Source organism: Geodermatophilus chilensis, assembly GCF_002802985.1.
GTDB classification, from domain to species: domain Bacteria; phylum Actinomycetota; class Actinomycetes; order Mycobacteriales; family Geodermatophilaceae; genus Geodermatophilus; species Geodermatophilus chilensis.
Window position 1 is genome coordinate 1 of record NZ_NVPT01000118.1, and the last position, 16,964, is coordinate 16,964.

The window sequence follows — 16,964 nt, forward strand, 5'->3', positions numbered from 1 at the left end:
CTGCTCACCCACACCTCCGGGCTCACCTACGGCTTCCACCACGCCCACCCGGTCGACGCGATGTACCGGGCCGCCGGGCACGAGTGGGGCACCCCCGCCTCCGCAGTCCGACCTGCTCACCGACCCCGGGCGCGTCGCTGCGGCGCGGCGACTGCTCGCCGAGGCGTCCCCGGGGGTCCACGACCGGCTCGCCGAGCTCGCCGCGCGGCTGACGCAGGCCCCGGCGGCGCTGGTGTGCCTGGTCACCGACGTCGAGGTGCCCGTGGGGTCCTGTGGCCTGGCGGCGTCGGTGGTCGGGGGCCCGCTGCCCCTCGAGGGCTCCCCGTGCGCGGTGACCGTCGAGCTGGGCGTCCCCGTCGTCGTCCCGGACGCGGCGCAGGACGAGCGGCTGGCCGCGCTGCCCGCTGCGGTCGACGGGACGCTCGTCGCCTACCTCGGCGTCCCCCTGCGCGCCCGGTCCGGGCAGGTCGTGGGCGCGCTGGCGGTGTTCGACGGCGTCCGGCGGGACTGGTCGCCGGACCAGGTCGTCCCGCTCGAGCAGCTGGCCGCCTCGGTGGTGGCCGAGCTGGAGCTGTCCGCGGCCCGGTCGGCCGCGGACGCCTCCCTGATGCGCCTGGAGCTGGCGCTGGAGGCCAGCGCGGTGGGCACCTGGGAGGTCGACCTGCGGGGCGGCACCATCGACTGGGACGAGCGCTGCGCGGCGATCTTCGGCTACGACTCCACCGTCCGCATGGGCCTGGACCGGCTGTTCGACCAGCACGTGCACCCCGACGACCGCGCGCGGACGCAGGAGGAGATGCAGGCCGCGGTCGACGCGCTGGCGCAGTACACGGTCGAGCTGCGGGTCCTGCGCACCGACGGCGCGGTGCGCTGGACGGTCAGCCGCGGCCGGGTCCTGGCCGGACCGGACGGCGCGCCGCGGCGGATCGTGGGCACGGTCGTCGACGTCACCGAGGCCCACGAGCAGGCCGACCGGGAGCTCGACGCGATCCGCCGGGCCGCCGCGATCGCCGAGGTCGCCGCCGAGCTGGCCGGCGCCACGCAGGTCACCCAGCTCGCCGAGATCGCGCTGCGCGCCGCCACCGTGCTGGGGGCGGAGTCGATCGGACTGGCGGTGTTCGACCCGCGCGACGACCAGCTGTACCTGCACCTGACCCGCCGCATCGTCGACTCCGTGGCCAGCGCGGCCGACGTCCAGCTGCCGGCCGGCGGGGTGCTGACGCCGTTGGACGACGAGCTGCCCACCCAGTGGGTCGCCCGGCACGGCGAGCCGCTGCTGTTCCCCGACGCGGCCGCGGCCGAGGCCCGCTTCCCCCGGATGGCGGAGATCAACGCGGTCCTCGGCAGCCGGGCGCTGGCCGCCCTGCCGCTGCGGGTCGAGGGCCGGCTGCTCGGCGCCTTCGTCGTCGTGTGGACCACCGACCACGCGTTCAGCGACCGCGACGTCGAGCTGCTGGAGGGCCTCACCGCACAGATCGCGCTGACCGCCTCCCGGCTGCGGGCCGACGTCGTGCGCGCCGACGCGGTGGCCGCGATGACCGCGGCGACCGCCGGTCTGCAGCTGCTCGCCGACGCCGGCCGGGTGCTGTCGGGGACGCTGGAGATCACCCGGCAGGTCGGCCAGCTCGCCGACGTCGTCGTCCCCACCCTGGCCGACTGGTGCTGGCTGGTGGTCACCGACGAGCAGGGCCGGCTGCACGAGATGGCCTCCGCGCACCGCGACCCCGAGCTGCGCGCCGAGCTGGAGCTGTACGTGCACTCGATGGTCGCGGTGATGACCGAGGAGGCCGCTGCGTCGGTGGTCACCCGCACCGGCCGCCCGCTCGTGCTGCCCCGGATCGACGCCGCGCGGATCGAGCGGGTCATCCCCGAGCCGGCGACCCGCGAGCTGCTGGGCCGGCTGGGCCTGGCCTCGGGTGTGATCGTGCCGCTGGTGGCCCGCGGGCAGTCCCTCGGCGCCCTGGGCCTGTTCAACGGGGAGGAGCGGGGGCCGCACACGCCGGCCGAGGTGGAGACCGCGGTGGAGGTGGGCCGCCGGGCCGGCCTGGCACTGCACCACGCCCGCCTCTACGGCCAGCAGCGGGCGCTGGCGGGGGCGCTGCAGCACAGCATGCTCACCGCCCCGCCGGAGCCGGCCCACTGCGAGATCGTCGTCCGGTACGTGCCCGCCGCGGAGGGCGCGGAGATCGGCGGCGACTGGTACGACGCGTTCCTCGAGCCCGACGGGGCCACCGTGCTGGCCATCGGCGACGTCGTCGGCCACGACGTCGGGGCCGCCGCGGCGATGGGCCAGCTGCGCGGGCTGCTGCGCGGGATCAGCTACTCCAGCGGCGCCCCGCCGGCGCAGGTGCTGACCCAGGTCGACCGCGCCGTCCGCGGGCTGGGGCTGGACACGATGGCCACGGCGCTGGTCGCCCGCCTCGAGCAGGGGGACGACGACCTGCGTGCCGACCGCACGCTGCTGCGCTGGGCCAGCGCCGGCCACCCGCCGCCGATGCTGCTCCTGCCCGACGGGCGGGTGCAGGTGCTCGGCGACGACCTGCCCGACCTGCTGCTCGGCGTCGACCCGTCGGTGGAGCGGCACGAGCGGGTCGCCGTCCTCCCCGCGGGCAGCACGGTGTTCCTGCACACCGACGGGCTGGTCGAGCGCCGTGACCGCGACATCGACACCGGCACCGCTGCGCTGGTGGCCGTGCTGGCCGAGTACGCCACGCTGCCGCTGGCCGACCTGTGCGACCGGGTGCTCGAACGGCTGTTCCTGCCCGACGCCGAGGACGACGTCGCGCTGCTCGCCGTCCGGCTGACCCCTCCGGCCTGAACGAGGACCCCGTCCTCCCCGGCCCTCGCAGGCTCGGGGCGGGACCCGGGACGGGGCCGAGCCGCGGGTTCAGGTCCGGTCGCGGCGGCGCCAGCGGGTGGGGCGCCCGGCCCGCACCCGCAGCAGCCGCCGGCGGGCCCGGCCGGGCAGGTCGACGGCCACCGGGGCCTCCCAGCCGCGCCACACCGAGAGCACGCGCAGCGCGGCGACCAGCACGATGACCAGCGCGGCCACCGGGATCGGGTCGAGGCCGACCGGGCCGGCGAGCACGGTGAGCGCGATGGCCCCCAGCAGGGCGGCGACCGCGTTGTACGGGCCGGGCTGCACGATGTCGGCGCGCTGGGCCAGCAGCACGTCGCGGATCACCGCCCCGCCGACCGCGGTCACCGTGCCGACGAAGACCACGCTGGCGCTGGGCAGGGCGGCCAGCTGCGCCTTCTGGGCGCCGATGACGGTGAAGAAGCCGAGCGTGACGGCGTCGAGGACCACCAGCAGGCCGGTCAGCCGGGACAGCCAGCCGGAGAAGTAGAACGTCACCGCCGCGGTGATGGCCACCGTGGTCAGGTAGGCGGGGTTGGTCAGCGCGACCGGCGGCAGGTCGCCGAGCAGCACGTCGCGCACCAGCCCGCCGCCGAGCCCGCCGCTGAAGGCCAGCAGCAGCACACCGGAGACGGCGAACCCCTCGCGGGCGGCGAGCAGCCCGCCGGTCAGCGCGCCGATCACGATCGCGGCGAGGTCGACCGGCGCCGGCACCCGCAGCGCCTCGGCGGCGGCCAGGATCTCCACGGCGGCATCCTCCCGCGCCGTCCGGCGTCCCGGGCGCGGCCTCCGTCGTCCTCCCGCGGTCCGGTGACCACGGGGTCGTGGCACGCGCCGCCGGCGTGTCGAGGCGTGTCGGCGGCACCGACCCCGTGATCGACACGGTGGGGGAGGTCGCCGCTGCCGGTGACAGCAGGGCGAGGACACGGTTGGCTGACGGCTCCACCCGCCGCTCACCTGGAGGTCGCCGTGCCCGTACGCCCGCCGGACGAGAACGAGGTGGCCGCGCTCGCGGCCAGCTACGGCATGCATCCCAGCCCCGAGGAGGTGGCCGCCTACACACCGATCGTCGCGGCCTTCCTCAGCTCCTACGACGCGGTCGAGGAGCTCTACGCCGGGATCGCCCCGCAGCCGCCCGCCGACCGGCCGAGCACCCGTCCCGCCGAGGCCGACAACCCGCTGGGCGCCTGGTACGTGACCACCGAGATCCGCGGTGCCGCGAAGGGGCCGCTGGCCGGCCGGACCGTGGCGGTCAAGGACAACGTCGAGGTCGCCGGCCTCCCGATGATGAACGGCTCGCACACCGTCGAGGGGTTCGTCCCCCGGGAGGACGCCACCGTCGTCACCCGCCTGCTCGAGGCCGGCGCGACGATCACCGGCAAGGCCGTCTGCGAGGACCTCTGCTTCTCCGGCGGCAGCCACCCTCCGTCACCGGTCCGGTGCGCAACCCGTGGGACCCGTCCCGCACGACCGGCGGCAGCTCCAGCGGCAGCGCCGCGCTCGTCGCGTCCGGGGAGGTGGACCTCGCCCTCGGCGGGGACCAGGGCGGCTCGGTCCGCATGCCCGCGGCCTTCTCCGGGATCGTCGGCCACAAGCCCACGCACGGGCTGGTGCCCTACACCGGCGCGTTCCCGATCGAGCTGACCCTCGACCACCTGGGCCCGATGACCCGCACGGTCGCCGACGCCGCAGCGATGCTCGACGTCCTCGCCGGCCGGGACGGCAACGACCCGCGCCAGCCCGCCGACCTGGTGCCCGAGCAGTACGCCGCCGCGCTCGGCGGGGACGTCGCGGGGGCTGCGGGTCGGGGTCGTCACCCAGGGCTTCGACTGGGCGGAGCTCTCCGAGGCCGGCGTCGACGACACCGTCCGGGCGGCCGCCGGTCGGCTGCGGGAGCTCGGCATCGAGGTGGTGGACGTCGACCTGCCCTGGCACCGGCACGCGCTGCACGTCTGGAACGTCATCGCGACCGACGGCGCCACGGTGCAGATGATCGGAGGCAACGGCTACGGCTGGAACTACGAGGGCCGCTACGACCCCGAGCTGATCGCCCACTACGGCCGCCGGCGGCGCGAGGTGGTCGACCGGTGGTCGCCGACCGTGACGGCGGTGGCGCTGGCCGGCCGCTGGTCGTACGAGCGGGAGCAGACCCGGCACTACGCGATGGCGCAGAACCTGGCCACCGAGGTGCGCCGCCGGTACGACACCGCGCTGGCCGACGTCGACCTGCTGGTGATGCCGACCGTGCCGATGGTCGCCCCGGAGATCCCGGCGCCGGACGACCCGCTGGAGACCCGGGTGGCCCGCGCGCTGGAGATGATCGTCAACTGCGCGCCGTTCGACGTCAGCGGGCACCCCGCCACGAGCGTCCCGGCCGGGCTCTCGCAGGGACTGCCGGTCGGCATGATGCTGATCGGCCGCCGGTTCGAGGACACCACCCCGCTGAGGGTCGCGCACGCCTTCGAGCAGCTGGTCGGCGGGTTCCCGCAGCCTCCCGCCCGCTGACGCCCTCGGCCTCGATCATCGGCGGGTGGCTGCCCGACACGCCGTCGGGCGCAGCCACCCGCCGATGATCGAGGCGGCCCCTGGAGGACGGGTCCTCCTACTGGCCGGGCGGGACCTCCACCGAGGTCGCCGTCCCCCGGCGCAGCTCGGCGTCGCGGCTGGCCATCGCCTCCTGGCGGTCGGCCTCCTCGCACAGGATCGCCGCCCCCTTCCAGTCCTCCGGGATCGCGAAGGCGTCGACCAGCGTGACCATGTGCGGGCGCAGGTCGCTGAGCAGCGTGTTCACCGTCGCGGTGAGCGCCTTGGAGCGGTTCGGGGTCAGCCGGCCGTGCTCGAGGAACCAGGCCCGGTCGGCCTCGATGGTGGTGAGCGCGTACAGGTCGCAGACGCGCTCGAGCAGGGCCCTCGCGCCGGCGTCGGTCGTCCGCTCGATGCCGGCCACGAAGGCCTCCAGCACGACGCGGTCGACGTGCGCCTGCGCGGTCTTCAGGACGTGGTCCTGGACGTCGTTGAAGACGTCGAAGGGCCGGGCCCCCGGGGTCTCGGCGCCGCGGCGCAGCCGCCGGATCGCGCCCTCGAGCACGTGCTTCTCGCGGTCCTCGAGCATCTTCAGCTGCCAGCCGCGGTCGAGCAGCGGCACCTCGTCGTCCCGGCCGGGGACGGCGTCGACGAGCCGGGCGATCAGCCCGCGGGCCGCCGTCCGCTCCAGCACGGTCTCGCGGACCATGTCGGCGATGAAGCCGACCTTGCCCCAGCCGTCGAGGGAGCCGAAGGCGTCGCGGTAGCCGGTGAGCAGGCCCTTGGCGACCAGCTGCAGCAGGACGGTGTTGTCGCCCTCGAAGGTGGTGAAGACGTCGGTGTCGGCCTTGAGGTGCGGCAGCCGGTTCTCCTGCAGGTAGCCCGCACCGCCGCAGGCCTCGCGGGCCATCTGGATGGTCCGCGTGGCGTGCCAGGTCTGGGCGGCCTTGAGCCCCGCGGCGCGGGACTCCAGCTCCCGCTGCGCGCCCTCGTCGAGGTCCTCCGCGCCCTGGACGTCGTGCATGGTGCCGACGAGCTCCTCCTGCGCGAAGGAGTACGCGTAGGTGGTGGCCAGGGCCGGCAGCAGCTTGCGCTGGTGCACGAGGTAGTCGTTGAGCAGGATCTCCCGGTCGGCGCCCGGCGCGGCGAACTGCCGGCGGGTCTCGCCGTAGCGGACGGCGATGTCGAGGGCGAGCTTCGTCGCCGCCGCCGCGGAGCCGCCGACGCTCACCCGGCCGCGCACGAGGGTGCCGAGCATGGTGAAGAAGCGGCGGGTCTCGTTCTCGATCGAGCTGGTGTACGTGCCGTCCTCGGCGACCTGGCCGTACCGGTCGAGCAGCATGTCCCGCGGCACGGTCACGTGGTCGAAGGTCAGCCGGCCGTTGTCGACACCGAGCAGGCCCGCCTTGGGACCGTCGTCGCCGATCGTCACGCCGGGCATCGGGTCGCCCTGCTCGTCGCGGATCGGCACCAGCCAGGCGTGCACGCCGTGCTTCTCGCCCTTCGTCACCAGCTGGGCGAAGACGACCGCCATCCGCCCGTCCTTGGCGGCGTTGCCGATGTAGTCCTTGCGCGCGGCCTCGTGCGGCGTGTGCAGGTCGAAGGTCTGCGTCTCGGGGTCGTAGGTGCACGTCGTCCGCAGCTGCTGGACGTCGGAGCCGTGCCCGGTCTCGGTCATGGCGAAGCAGCCGGGCAGGTCGAAGCTCATGATGTCGCGCAGGTACGCGTCGTGGTGCCGCTCGGTGCCCAGCGCCTGGACGGCGCCGCCGAACAACCCCCACTGGACGCCGGCCTTGACCATCAGCGACAGGTCGGTGAAGGCCAGCATCTCGATCGCGGTGACCGAGCCGCCGGCGTCCCCCTCGCCGCCGTGCTCCTTGGGGAAGCCGAGGACCACCCGGCCGGACTCGGCGATCTTCCGCGCCATCCGGGTGACCCGCTCGCGCGCCTCCTGCAGGGTCTCGCCGTAGGCCGGCAGCAGGTCCGGGTCGTGCAGGTTCTCCCGCGCGTCGCGGCGCACGTGGCCCCAGCGGCCGTCGAGCACCTCGGTGAGCGCCTTCGGGTCCACCGCGGGCGGCAGGCTCGTCGTCACAGTTCCTCCTCCTTGCTGCTACGGGTCACGACGCCGGACAGTCCGGCCCAGGCGAGGTCGGTCAGGTGCGCGGCGAGTTCGGCGCGGGGCATCGGGCGGTCGGCCTGCAGCCACCAGTCGGCGGCCGAGCGGATGAGGCCGACCAGACCGTGGCCCCACGGGAGCGCGGCGGCGGGGTCGCGGTCGGCCTGCTCCAGGGCGACGGCGACCAGCGCGGCCGCCTGGTCGCCGACCAGGTGGGACAGGTTGGCGATCGGATCGCTGTCGGCCGGGCGCTCCGGCGCCTGGACGACGAACCGGTAGAGCTCGGGGTCGGCCTCCAGGAACGCCAGGTAGGTCTCGACGGCGGCGGCCACCATCTGCCGCGGCTCGCGGGTGCTCTCCATCGCCTCGCGCAGGCGCGTGGTGAGGGAGGCGGCCACCCGGGCGCAGACGGCGACGTGCAGCTCGGTGCGGTCGGCGAAGTGCCGGTAGACGACGGTCTTGCTGGTGCCGGCGGCGGTGGCGATCTCGTCCATGCCGACACCGGCGCCGTGCCGGCCGACCGCGGCGATGGTGGCGTCGACCAGCTGCTCGCGGCGGGCCCGGCGGTGCTCGTCCCACCGCGAGTCGCGGCGGTCCCGCCTCGACCTCTCGGCTTTCACGACACCGACAGTACCTGATACCGTGGGTTGCAGACACTTCTCGGGGCGGTGCCGTGCCGTCCCTGCCCCCATCCAGTGATCCGGAGGATCCCGATGGCTCCGCAGACCCGGAAGGCCGCGATCGTCGGCGGCAACCGCATCCCCTTCGCCCGCTCGAACTCCGCGTACGCGCAGGCGTCGAACCAGGACATGCTCACCGCGACGCTGGACGGGCTGGTGGCCCGCTTCGGGCTGCAGGGCCGGCGGGTCGGCGAGGTCGTGGCCGGCGCGGTGCTCAAGCACTCGCGCGACTTCAACCTGACCCGCGAGGCGGTGCTGGGCTCGCGGCTGTCGGCGGCCACCCCGGCCTACGACGTCCAGCAGGCCTGCGGCACCGGGCTGGAGGCCGCCGTCCTGGTCGCCAACAAGATCGCCCTGGGGCAGATCGAGTCCGGCATCGCCGGCGGCGTCGACACCACCTCCGACGCCCCGCTGGCGGTGGGCGACGACCTGCGCCGCGCGCTGATCAGTCTGAACAACGCGAAGACCGTGGGGGACCGCCTCAAGGCGCTCGCGCGCATCCGCCCGGGCTCGCTGGTGCCCGAGATCCCGCGCAACGCCGAGCCGCGCACCGGCCTGGCGATGGGCGAGCACCAGGCGATCACCGCCAGGGAGTGGGAGATCAGCCGCGAGGCCCAGGACGAGCTGACCGTCCGCTCGCACCAGAACCTGGCGGCCGCCTATGAGCGCGGCTTCTTCGACGACCTGGTCACCCCCTACCTGGGCCTGACCCGCGACGAGAACCTCCGGCCGGACACCTCGGTGGAGAAGCTGGCGAAGCTGAAGCCGGCGTTCGGCGGCGAGACCGGCACGATGACGGCGGGCAACTCGACGCCGCTGTCCGACGGCGCCTCCGCCGTCCTGCTGGCCTCCGACGAGTGGGCCGCCGAGCACGGCCTGCCGGTGCTGGCCCACCTCGTCGACGCGCAGACCGCCGCCGTCGACTACGTGCACGGGGGCGAGGGCCTGCTGATGGCCCCCGCGTACGCCGTCCCGGTGCTGCTGGCCCGCAACGGCCTGACGCTGCAGGACTTCGACTACTACGAGATCCACGAGGCGTTCGCCTCGACGGTGCTCGCCACGCTGAAGGCCTGGGAGGACCCGGCGTTCTGCAAGGAACGGCTCGGCCTGGACACCCCGGTGGGCGCCGTCGACCGGTCGAAGCTCAACGTCAACGGCTCGTCGCTGGCGGCCGGCCACCCGTTCGCCGCCACCGGCGGGCGGATCGTCGCCTCGCTGGCCAAGCAGCTGCACGAGGCGGGGCCGGGCAAGCGCGGCCTGATCTCCATCTGCGCGGCCGGCGGCCAGGGCGTCGTCGCGATCCTCGAGTCCTGACCCCTCCCTTCGGCTCCTGACCCTCCTCGGCGATTTCCGCGGAAATCGCCGGCTACAGAGAGGACACCCTCCCGTGAGTGACTGGTACCGCGACTTCGCCAACTCCGGCGTCGGCTCGACCCTGGTCAAGCAGCTCGGCCTGCCCCGACCGGCCGTGCTGCGCCGCTACGAACCCGGCGCACCGCTGCTGCCCGGCCCGGCCGTGGTCGGCACGGCCGGCGAGGGCCGGCTGCACAAGACCCTGACCCGCGTGCTCGAGGACGTCGGCGTCCCCGTGCTCTCCGCGGTCGACGCCGACGGCGAGCGCTTGGGCGCCGTGCTGCTCGACGCCACCGGCGTGACGGGCCCGACCGACCTCGCCGCGGCGCGCGACGTCCTCGCCCCGGCGGTCAAGCGGCTCGGTCCGTCCGGTCGGGTGCTCGTGCTCGCCGCCCCGCCGTCGGACGCCGACTCCCCGGCCCAGGCCGCCGCCCGGCAGGCGCTCGAGGGCCTGGTCCGCTCGGTGGCCAAGGAGCTGCGCGACGGCGGGACGGCGAACCTGCTGTTCGTGCCCGCCGACGCCGAGGCCTCCGTCCCCGGCCCGGTGCGCTTCTTCCTCTCCGGCCGCTCGGCCTACGTCGACGGCCAGGTGGTCACGCTGACCGCCGCCGACGTCCCGGGCGGCGAGGACGAGGAGCGCCCGCTGGCCGGCCAGGTCGCCGTGGTCACCGGGGCCGCGCGCGGCATCGGCGCGTCGATCGCCCGGGTGATGGCCCGCGACGGGGCGCACGTGGTCGCCGTCGACGTCCCCGCCGCCGGACAGTCGCTCGCCGAGGTGGCCAACGAGATCGGCGGGACAGCGTTCCAGCTCGACATCACCGCGGCCGACGCCGCGCAGCGGCTGATCGGGCACCTGCGCGAGCGGCACGGCGGGGTGGACGTCGTCGTCCACAACGCCGGCATCACCCGCGACAAGCTGCTGGTCAACATGGACGCCGCCCGCTGGGACTCGGTCCTGGCGGTGAACCTGCAGGCGCAGCTGGACCTCACCCAGGCGCTGCTCGACGCCGAGGGCCTGCTGGGGTCCGGCGCCCGGGTGGTCGGCGTGAGCTCGCAGTCGGGCATCGCCGGCAACCGCGGTCAGACGAACTACGCGGCGTCCAAGGCCGGCGTCATCGGCATGGTGCGGGCGTGGGCGCCGACGTTCGCCGAGCGCGGGGCCACCATCAACGCGGTCGCGCCGGGCTTCATCGTCACCGAGATGACGGCGAAGATGCCCTTCGGCACCCGCGAGATCGGCTCGCGGATCAACTCGCTGCAGCAGGGCGGCCTGCCGGTCGACGTCGCCGAGACGATCGCCTGGCTCTCGCAGCCCACCGCCGCCGGCGTGAACGGCCAGGTCGTGCGGGTGTGCGGCCAGTCCTTCCTGGGGGCGTGATGGCCCGCACCGTGCTGGAGGCGGCGCCGTCGATGCCGGCGCTGTTCGCGAGGGCCGCGGTCACCGCGCGCGGCCGCGGCGGTGACCTGCCCGACACCCGGCTGGCCCGCACCGGCGTCCGCGTCGAGGCCGCCGACCTGGCCGCCTACGACCGGGTCTGCGCCTTCCCGCTGGCCGACACGCTCCCCGCCACGTACCCGCACATGCTGACGTTCCCGCTGCAGCTGGCGCTGATGAGCGACCGGTCGTTCCCGCTGGCGCTCCCCGGCCTGGTGCACGTGCGCAACCGGGTCGAGGTGCTGCGGCCGGTCCGGGCCGACGAGGCCCTCGACCTGGAGGTGTGGGCCGAGCGGTTCGCCCGGCATCCCCGCGGGGCGACCGTCGACCTGTGCGCGTCGGTCTCGGCCGGCGGCGGCGAGGTGTGGCGGTCGCGGTCGACCTACCTGGCGCGCGGCGCGAGGGCGCCGGAGGGCGCGCCGGACTCCGACCTCTCGGTGTCGGTCGGCGACCTGGCGCGACCCGCCGCCACCTGGCGGGTGCCCCACGACGCCGGTCGCCGCTACGCGCGGGTCTCCGGCGACGTGAACCCCATCCACCTCTCCGGGCTGACCGCCAAGGCGTTCGGCTTCAAGCGGGCCATCGCGCACGGCATGTGGGCCAAGGCCCGGGCGCTCGCGGCGCTGTCGGGCCGGCTGCCCGACGCGATGGTGGTCGACGTGGTGTTCAGGAAGCCGCTGTTCCTGCCCTCGACGGTCACGCTCGCAACCGCGCCCGTGGACGGCGGCTGGGACCTGGCCGTCCGCAACGAGAAGTCGGGCGCCGACCACCTGCTGGGGACCGTCCGCCCGCTGCCGTGACCATCGGCGGATGGCTGCCCGACACACCGACGGGAGCCGCCACCCGCCGATGATCGCGTTCGAGGCGAACGGGGGCCGGCCGCGCACTCAGCCGATCGGGACCGACCCGGTCGGCACGTCGTCGGAGAGCGGTGCCCGGGGGTGGCGGCGCAGGTGCCGCGGGGAGTGGGCAGCGACGCGCAGCCGCCCCCCGCCGTAGGACGCCCCGCCGTGCAGCACCCGCGCGCTGAGCGCGAGCCACGCACAGGTCCCGCGCTCGAGCACCCAGACCGGGGCCCACAGCGCGGCGGTGGGCGGGAAGGCCGTCCGGCCGGAGCCCCGTCGGCGGCCCACCTCCGCCGTGGCGACCACCGCGAGGACGGCCAGGGTCGGCCGTCGCAGGCGGCGTCGCGCCAACGCGTGCAGCAGGAACGGCCAGACGGCGAGGTCACCGGCCAGCCGCCAGGGCTGGGCCAGGTCGTCGTAGGCCTGGCGCACCCGCTGGGACCAGAAGTGCGTGGCGCTGGGCGGCCGGCGGACCACGAAGACGTCGTCGGCCCGGACCTCGGTGCCGCCGGCGGCCCGTACGGTCCGCAACATCTCCAGGTTCTCGAACAGCACGTCGCCGTCGTAGCCGCCCATGGCCAGGAAGGTGCTGCGCCGCAGCCCGAACGTCCCCGGGTAGTCGGCCCAGAGGGCGCGGTTGAGGAGGGTCCGCCCGGTGTCCCAGTGGGCGTGCCAGGGCATCGGGGAGAAGACGTTCTGCGGCCGGACGACGTCGGCGCGGTGCAGGAGCCCGAGCACCCGCTCCAGGGCCGGCCGGTCGTAACGGACGTCGTCGTCGGCGATCACCACCCGCTCGCTGCGGGCGGCGCGGACACCGGTCACCACCCCGGCCACCTTGCCGTTGGCCCCAGGCCAGGGCTCCGGTCGGAGGTGGTGGACCAGGCCGGTCCACGCCTGCGCGTGCGCGGCGAAGAGCTCCGGCGGTGACCCGTCCACCACGGTGACCCGGATCCAGCGGCACAGCTGCTCCAGGTAGGCCGTCAGGTCGGCCAGCTCTGCGTCGTCGTCCCACCTCAGCGGGAGGACGTACTCCCCGTCCAGGGCCGGCTCCCTCATGCGGCGTCGGGGACGGGGATCGGGGCGCGCAGGGAGCTGCGCCCGGCCGACCACGCGCCCAGCAGTGCGCCGGCCAACAGTCGGTCCAGCTCCAGCGCCGTACCCGCCCCGAACAGCAGGTCGGGGACGAGGGCGGGCTCGTCCTCGGCGAGGGCGCCGCACAGGTCGTGCGCGGCGAGCTGCTCGTGGACGGCGTCGGCCTCGACGTGCTCGTCGAAGAACCAGGTCGCCTCGCCGTCCAGCCCCAGGCGGCGCAGTCCGTCGCCGTAGCGCCGGTTGGGCAGGGTGGAGGTCATCTCGTAGGCGGCCAGGTGCCCCACGACGGCTCCGCGCAGCCGCCGCTGCAGCCCGAACAGCGACATGGCGTTGACCCAGGCCAGGGTCAGCGCCGGCACCCGGTCCACGTGCACGCCGTGGGTGTCGTCGAGACCCATGACACGCATCGTGCGGGCGAACAGCGCTGCGTGCACCCGCTCGGCGTGCCCTCCGCCGTACTCGTCGACCTGGACCTCGGCCAGGGCCGCCTTGGGTCGACCGGTGAGCCGGGGGATGGCCCAGGTGTGCGGGTCGGCCTCCTTGAGCTGGTACACCGACCGGTGCACGAGGAACTCGCGGAACTGCTCGGCGGACGCCTCCCTGGCCAGGAACGCCGACAGCGGCGGGCCGTCGTCGGCCGCCACCAGGTCGGAGAGCGCCTGCGCCACCTCGGCCGCGGAAGCCGCCGGCAGGTCAGGGAGCCGCACCCGGGCGCGCAGGGCTCGCTCGAACACCCTCTCCAGGACGGCGCGGGCGGCCAGCAGGTCCGGCGACCACTCCCACGCCGGGTCCACGCCGTCGAACCCCTGGTAGTGCAGCTCGTAGAGGACGTACAGCGACAGTTGGAGGTCCTCGTGCCCGAGCGGCTCCCCGCCGGCCGCGACCAGGTCGCGAGCCCGGTCGGCCAGGTCCGGCAGTGGCTGCGGAGTGTGGAGGAGGGCGGCGGCGAGCGCACGGCTCAGCCCGCCGCGGGGGATCGGGAGGTGCACGGCGTCCTCCGGTCCACGTCTCCGCTGTGCGGCGACCCGCGCGGCTGTGCTCGCCGCTGCCGGACAGGACCTCCAGCGGACACCGGCCGGACGAGCCGCGCAACTCAGTGCTGCGCGCTACCGGCCCGGGCGGCCAGCGCGGTAGACGGCGACGTAGCCGGTGCTGTCGTCGGTGAAGGGACGGCGGTCCCAGTCCTCCCAGCGGGCCTCCAGGTGCAGGCCGGCCAGGCGAGCCATGAGGTCGAGCTCGGCCGGCCACACGTACCGGTGGTTCGCCGGCAGCAGCCGCACGCCGACGGCGGTGAAGGCCAGCTTGGTCGTCGTCATCCGCTGCTCCGCCGGGTGCAGCTCGGCGACGTCGATGACCACCTGGCGATCGCCGACCTCGTGCACCCGGACCGCACGCCGGCGGCGGAACTCGCCGACGTCGGGCACCCAGTTCTCCACCACGAAGGCGCCCCCGGGCTCGAGGTGGGCCGCGGCGTTGGCGAAGGTCTGCACCTGCGCCTCCTGCGAGGGCAGCGCGTTGACCGTGTTGAACAGCAGGGTCACCAGAGCGTAGCGGCGACCCGTCGTCGCCACCGCGAAGTCGCCGATCTCGACCCGCAGCCGGTCGCCGCCGGGTTTGCGGCGCAGCTCGGCCACCATCTCGGGCGAGCCCTCGACACCGTCGACGACCAGGCCGGTGGCCGCCAGCGGCAGGGCGATGCGCCCGGTGCCGATCCCCAGCTCGAGGACGTCGCCACCGCCGGCGAGGTCGGCCAGACAACGGACGGCGGCCTCAGGGGACAGGTCCGCGTAGACCTCGTCGTAGACGTCGGCGATGTGGCTGCCGTACTCAGCGGGATCGAAGGAGGACGCCATACCGGCGTCTACCCCGCGCGCCGGAAGTGGATGCCGGAGGGCGCCCGCCCCCGGGAGCCGCGCCGGACGCCGCGGGTGTCCGCGCCAGGAGCGGCGGCGGGGCTGCGGGCCGCTCCGGTCTCCGGTGAGGTGAGGCCGTGGAGCACACGGACCCGACCGAGCACCCGCGACCGCTGCTGCGCCGTCCCTGGACGTCGCTCGACGGCGAGTGGGAGTTCGCCGCCGACCCCGACCTCGCCGGCACCGTCGGCAGCGTCGCCTTCGACCGCACCATCCGGGTGCCCTACGCCCCGGAGACCCCGGCCAGCGGCGTGCACTGGACCGGCCGGCTCAATCGGGCCTGGTACCGCCGCCGGCTGCCCGGCCGCGCCGGCGACCGGCGCACGGTCCTCCACTTCGGCGCCGTCGACCGCATCTGCGACGTGTGGGTCGGCGGCGCGCACGTCGCCTCCCACGAGGGCGGCTACACGCCGTTCAGCGTGGACGTCACCGACTCCCTCGGGGATGACGGCGCCGAGCTGGTGGTCCGCGCCGACGACTATCCGCTCGACCTGGAGGCGCCGCGCGGCAAGCAGGACTGGCGCGACGAGCCGCACGCGATCTGGTACCCGCGCACCACCGGGATCTGGCGCACCGTCTGGCTGGAGCAGGTGGCGCCGCGGCACATCACCGACGTCCAGTGGCGCGGCGACCCGCGCCGGATGCGGGTCGACGTCCGCGTGCAGCTCGCCGTCCCCGTCTCCGGTGCCCGGCTGCACCTGCGGCTGCGCGCCGGCGACCGGCTGCTGGTGGACGACGCGGTGCGCGTGGACGGCGCCGTCGTCGAGCGCACCGTGCAGGTGGGGGACGGCGGCATCGACGACCGCTGGGGCGTGCTGTGGGCACCCGGGCCCGACCCGGTGCTGCTGGACGCCGAGCTGGCGCTGGTCGCCGACGACGGCGAGGTGCTCGACGAGGTGGAGAGCTACACCGCGCTGCGCTCGGTCGAGGTCGGCGACGGGCGGCTCCTGGTGAACGGCCGGCCGGTGCCGCTGCGGCTGGTGCTCGACCAGGGCTACTGGCCCGAGACCGGCGCCACCCCGCCCGACGTCGCGGCGCTGCGGCGCGACCTCGAGCTCACCCGGGCGCTGGGCTTCACCGGGGCCCGCAAGCACCAGAAGACCGAGGACCCGCGGTACCTCGCCCTCGCCGACCGGATGGGACTGATGGTGTGGGCGGAGATGCCCTCGGCGTACCGGCCCGGGCCGACGGCGAGCGCCCGGCTGCTGCGGGAGTGGGCCGACGTGGTGGTCACGCACCGCGGGTTCCCGAGCGTGGTGGCCTGGGTGCCGCTCAACGAGTCGTGGGGCGTGCAGGAGGCGGCGGTCGACGAGCGGCAGCGGGGGCTGATCCGGGCGCTGGCGGCCACGGCGGACGCGCTCGACGGCACCCGCCCGGTCTCGGCCAACGACGGCTGGGAGACCCTCGGCGGCGACGTCCTCGGCGTCCACGACTACGAACAGGACCCCGCGGTGCTCGGCGAGCGCTACGCCACGGCCACCGACCTCGAGCGGGTGGCCACCGGACGGCGTCCCGACGGGTACCTGGCCGACCTCGACCGCGCGGGCGTCGCCGGGCGGGCCGTCGTCCTCTCGGAGTTCGGCGGGGTGGCGCTGCGCTCCCCGGACGACGAGGGGTGGGGTTACGCCGACGCCACCTCGCCGGAGGACCTGCTCGCCCGCTACCGCGCCCAGTGGGCCGCGGTGCACGGCAGCAGCGCGCTCGCGGGGGCCTGCTGGACGCAGCTGACCGACACGTACCAGGAGGTCAACGGGCTGCTGACCATGGACCGGGTGCCCAAGGTCGACCTCGAGGCGCTGCGCCGCGCCACCCTCGGCGAGGGCTGAGCACCCGGTCAGTCGGGCGCGCGATCTCGTTCCGTCCTGATCACGGAGGCGCAACGATCGCCGTCCCGACCTGCGAGCCGGGCCGGTCCGGGCCAGGGTCGGGGACGGACGCACCCGCCGAGCCCCCCGGAGGTCCCCGTGCGCAGCACCCGATCCCTGCCCGTCGTCGCCGCCGCGGTCACGGGGCAGACTCTTACACAAATCTGACGCTGCCGACGACTACTTACGTGTAACTCTCGGTTGCCGCCGTATACTTAAAAAAACACAAACATCAGTGAACACTGACCATCGATCTCACTAAATAATACATGATACTGAGAGCAA

11 protein-coding genes and 3 pseudogenes are annotated in these 16,964 nt (G+C 75.0%); 8 read left to right on the forward strand and 6 right to left on the reverse strand.

The features are described from left to right. The coding region (locus CNO22_RS18485; RefSeq protein WP_332870093.1) for a SpoIIE family protein phosphatase at positions 1–2,818 on the forward strand (2,818 nt) is incomplete at its 5' end. Positions 2,819–2,887: 69 nt separating this feature from the next. Here CNO22_RS18485 and CNO22_RS18490 read toward each other — a convergent pair. Beyond that, positions 2,888–3,604, reverse strand: coding sequence for a trimeric intracellular cation channel family protein (locus tag CNO22_RS18490; protein WP_100500752.1), 717 nt, complete (start codon positions 3,602–3,604; stop codon positions 2,888–2,890). 279 nt (positions 3,605–3,883) lie between these two features. Between CNO22_RS18490 and CNO22_RS29745 the strand changes: the two are divergent. The 3 pseudogenes from CNO22_RS29745 to CNO22_RS29755 all read left to right on the forward strand — a co-directional run. Further along, positions 3,884–4,258, forward strand: a pseudogene (locus tag CNO22_RS29745) (amidase family protein); the annotation flags it as partial. 38 nt (positions 4,259–4,296) lie between these two features. Beyond that, positions 4,297–4,542: pseudogene (locus CNO22_RS29750) on the forward strand (amidase family protein); the annotation flags it as partial. A gap of 85 nt (positions 4,543–4,627) precedes the next feature. After that, a pseudogene (locus CNO22_RS29755) lies at positions 4,628–5,362 on the forward strand (amidase family protein); the annotation flags it as partial. Between the two features lie 97 nt (positions 5,363–5,459). On the opposite strand, the gene CNO22_RS18500 reads toward CNO22_RS29755, so the two are convergent. Together CNO22_RS18500 and CNO22_RS18505 are read right to left on the reverse strand one after the other, a co-directional pair. Further along, positions 5,460–7,472, reverse strand: a complete 2,013-nt coding sequence (locus CNO22_RS18500) for an acyl-CoA dehydrogenase family protein (RefSeq protein WP_100500753.1) — start codon at positions 7,470–7,472, stop codon at positions 5,460–5,462. Next, positions 7,469–8,116 (reverse strand): TetR family transcriptional regulator, encoded by a 648-nt coding sequence (locus CNO22_RS18505; RefSeq protein WP_100500754.1) that lies wholly within the window; start codon positions 8,114–8,116, stop codon positions 7,469–7,471. The genes CNO22_RS18500 and CNO22_RS18505 overlap by 4 nt, the downstream gene beginning before the upstream one ends. 93 nt (positions 8,117–8,209) lie before the next feature. On the opposite strand from CNO22_RS18505, the gene CNO22_RS18510 reads away from it, so the two are divergent. The 3 genes from CNO22_RS18510 to CNO22_RS18520 all read left to right on the forward strand — a co-directional run bounded on the left by CNO22_RS18510 (position 8,210) and on the right by CNO22_RS18520 (position 11,764). Beyond that, a complete protein-coding gene (locus tag CNO22_RS18510; protein ID WP_100500755.1) occupies positions 8,210–9,490 on the forward strand; it encodes an acetyl-CoA C-acetyltransferase in 1,281 nt (426 codons plus the stop codon). Positions 9,491–9,563: 73 nt separating this feature from the next. Further along, complete coding sequence (locus tag CNO22_RS18515) at positions 9,564–10,907, forward strand: 3-oxoacyl-ACP reductase (protein ID WP_100500756.1); 1,344 nt, start codon at positions 9,564–9,566, stop codon at positions 10,905–10,907. Next, positions 10,907–11,764, forward strand: a complete 858-nt coding sequence (locus tag CNO22_RS18520) for a MaoC family dehydratase (RefSeq protein ID WP_100500760.1) — start codon at positions 10,907–10,909, stop codon at positions 11,762–11,764. Before CNO22_RS18515 ends, CNO22_RS18520 begins: the two co-directional genes overlap by 1 nt. An 87-nt stretch (positions 11,765–11,851) precedes the next feature. Here the strand turns inward: CNO22_RS18520 and CNO22_RS18525 are convergent, their stop codons facing one another. From CNO22_RS18525 to CNO22_RS18535, 3 genes are all read right to left on the reverse strand, one after another. Then, a complete protein-coding gene (locus CNO22_RS18525; protein WP_100500761.1) occupies positions 11,852–12,865 on the reverse strand; it encodes a glycosyltransferase in 1,014 nt (337 codons plus the stop codon). Beyond that, positions 12,862–13,890, reverse strand: coding sequence for an iron-containing redox enzyme family protein (locus CNO22_RS18530; RefSeq protein WP_100500757.1), 1,029 nt, complete (start codon positions 13,888–13,890; stop codon positions 12,862–12,864). The genes CNO22_RS18525 and CNO22_RS18530 overlap by 4 nt, the downstream gene beginning before the upstream one ends. Before the next feature lie 117 nt (positions 13,891–14,007). After that, on the reverse strand, positions 14,008–14,754 hold the full coding sequence (locus CNO22_RS18535) for a class I SAM-dependent DNA methyltransferase (RefSeq protein WP_100500758.1): 747 nt from the start codon (positions 14,752–14,754) through the stop codon (positions 14,008–14,010). A gap of 137 nt (positions 14,755–14,891) precedes the next feature. On the opposite strand from CNO22_RS18535, the gene CNO22_RS18540 reads away from it, so the two are divergent. After that, positions 14,892–16,640, forward strand: a complete 1,749-nt coding sequence (locus tag CNO22_RS18540) for a glycoside hydrolase family 2 protein (protein WP_100500759.1) — start codon at positions 14,892–14,894, stop codon at positions 16,638–16,640. Positions 16,641–16,964 lie beyond the last annotated feature (324 nt).

Bases quoted from the DNA above. Each gene is read 5' to 3' on its own strand.
- CNO22_RS18510 (WP_100500755.1), top strand. From the start codon at position 8,210: ATGGCTCCGCAGACCCGGAAGGCCGCGATCGTCGGCGGCAACCGCATC.
- CNO22_RS18520 (WP_100500760.1), top strand. From the start codon at position 10,907: ATGGCCCGCACCGTGCTGGAGGCGGCGCCGTCGATGCCGGCGCTGTTC.
- CNO22_RS18525 (WP_100500761.1), bottom strand. From the start codon at position 12,865: ATGAGGGAGCCGGCCCTGGACGGGGAGTACGTCCTCCCGCTGAGGTGG.
- CNO22_RS18535 (WP_100500758.1), bottom strand. From the start codon at position 14,754: ATGGCGTCCTCCTTCGATCCCGCTGAGTACGGCAGCCACATCGCCGAC.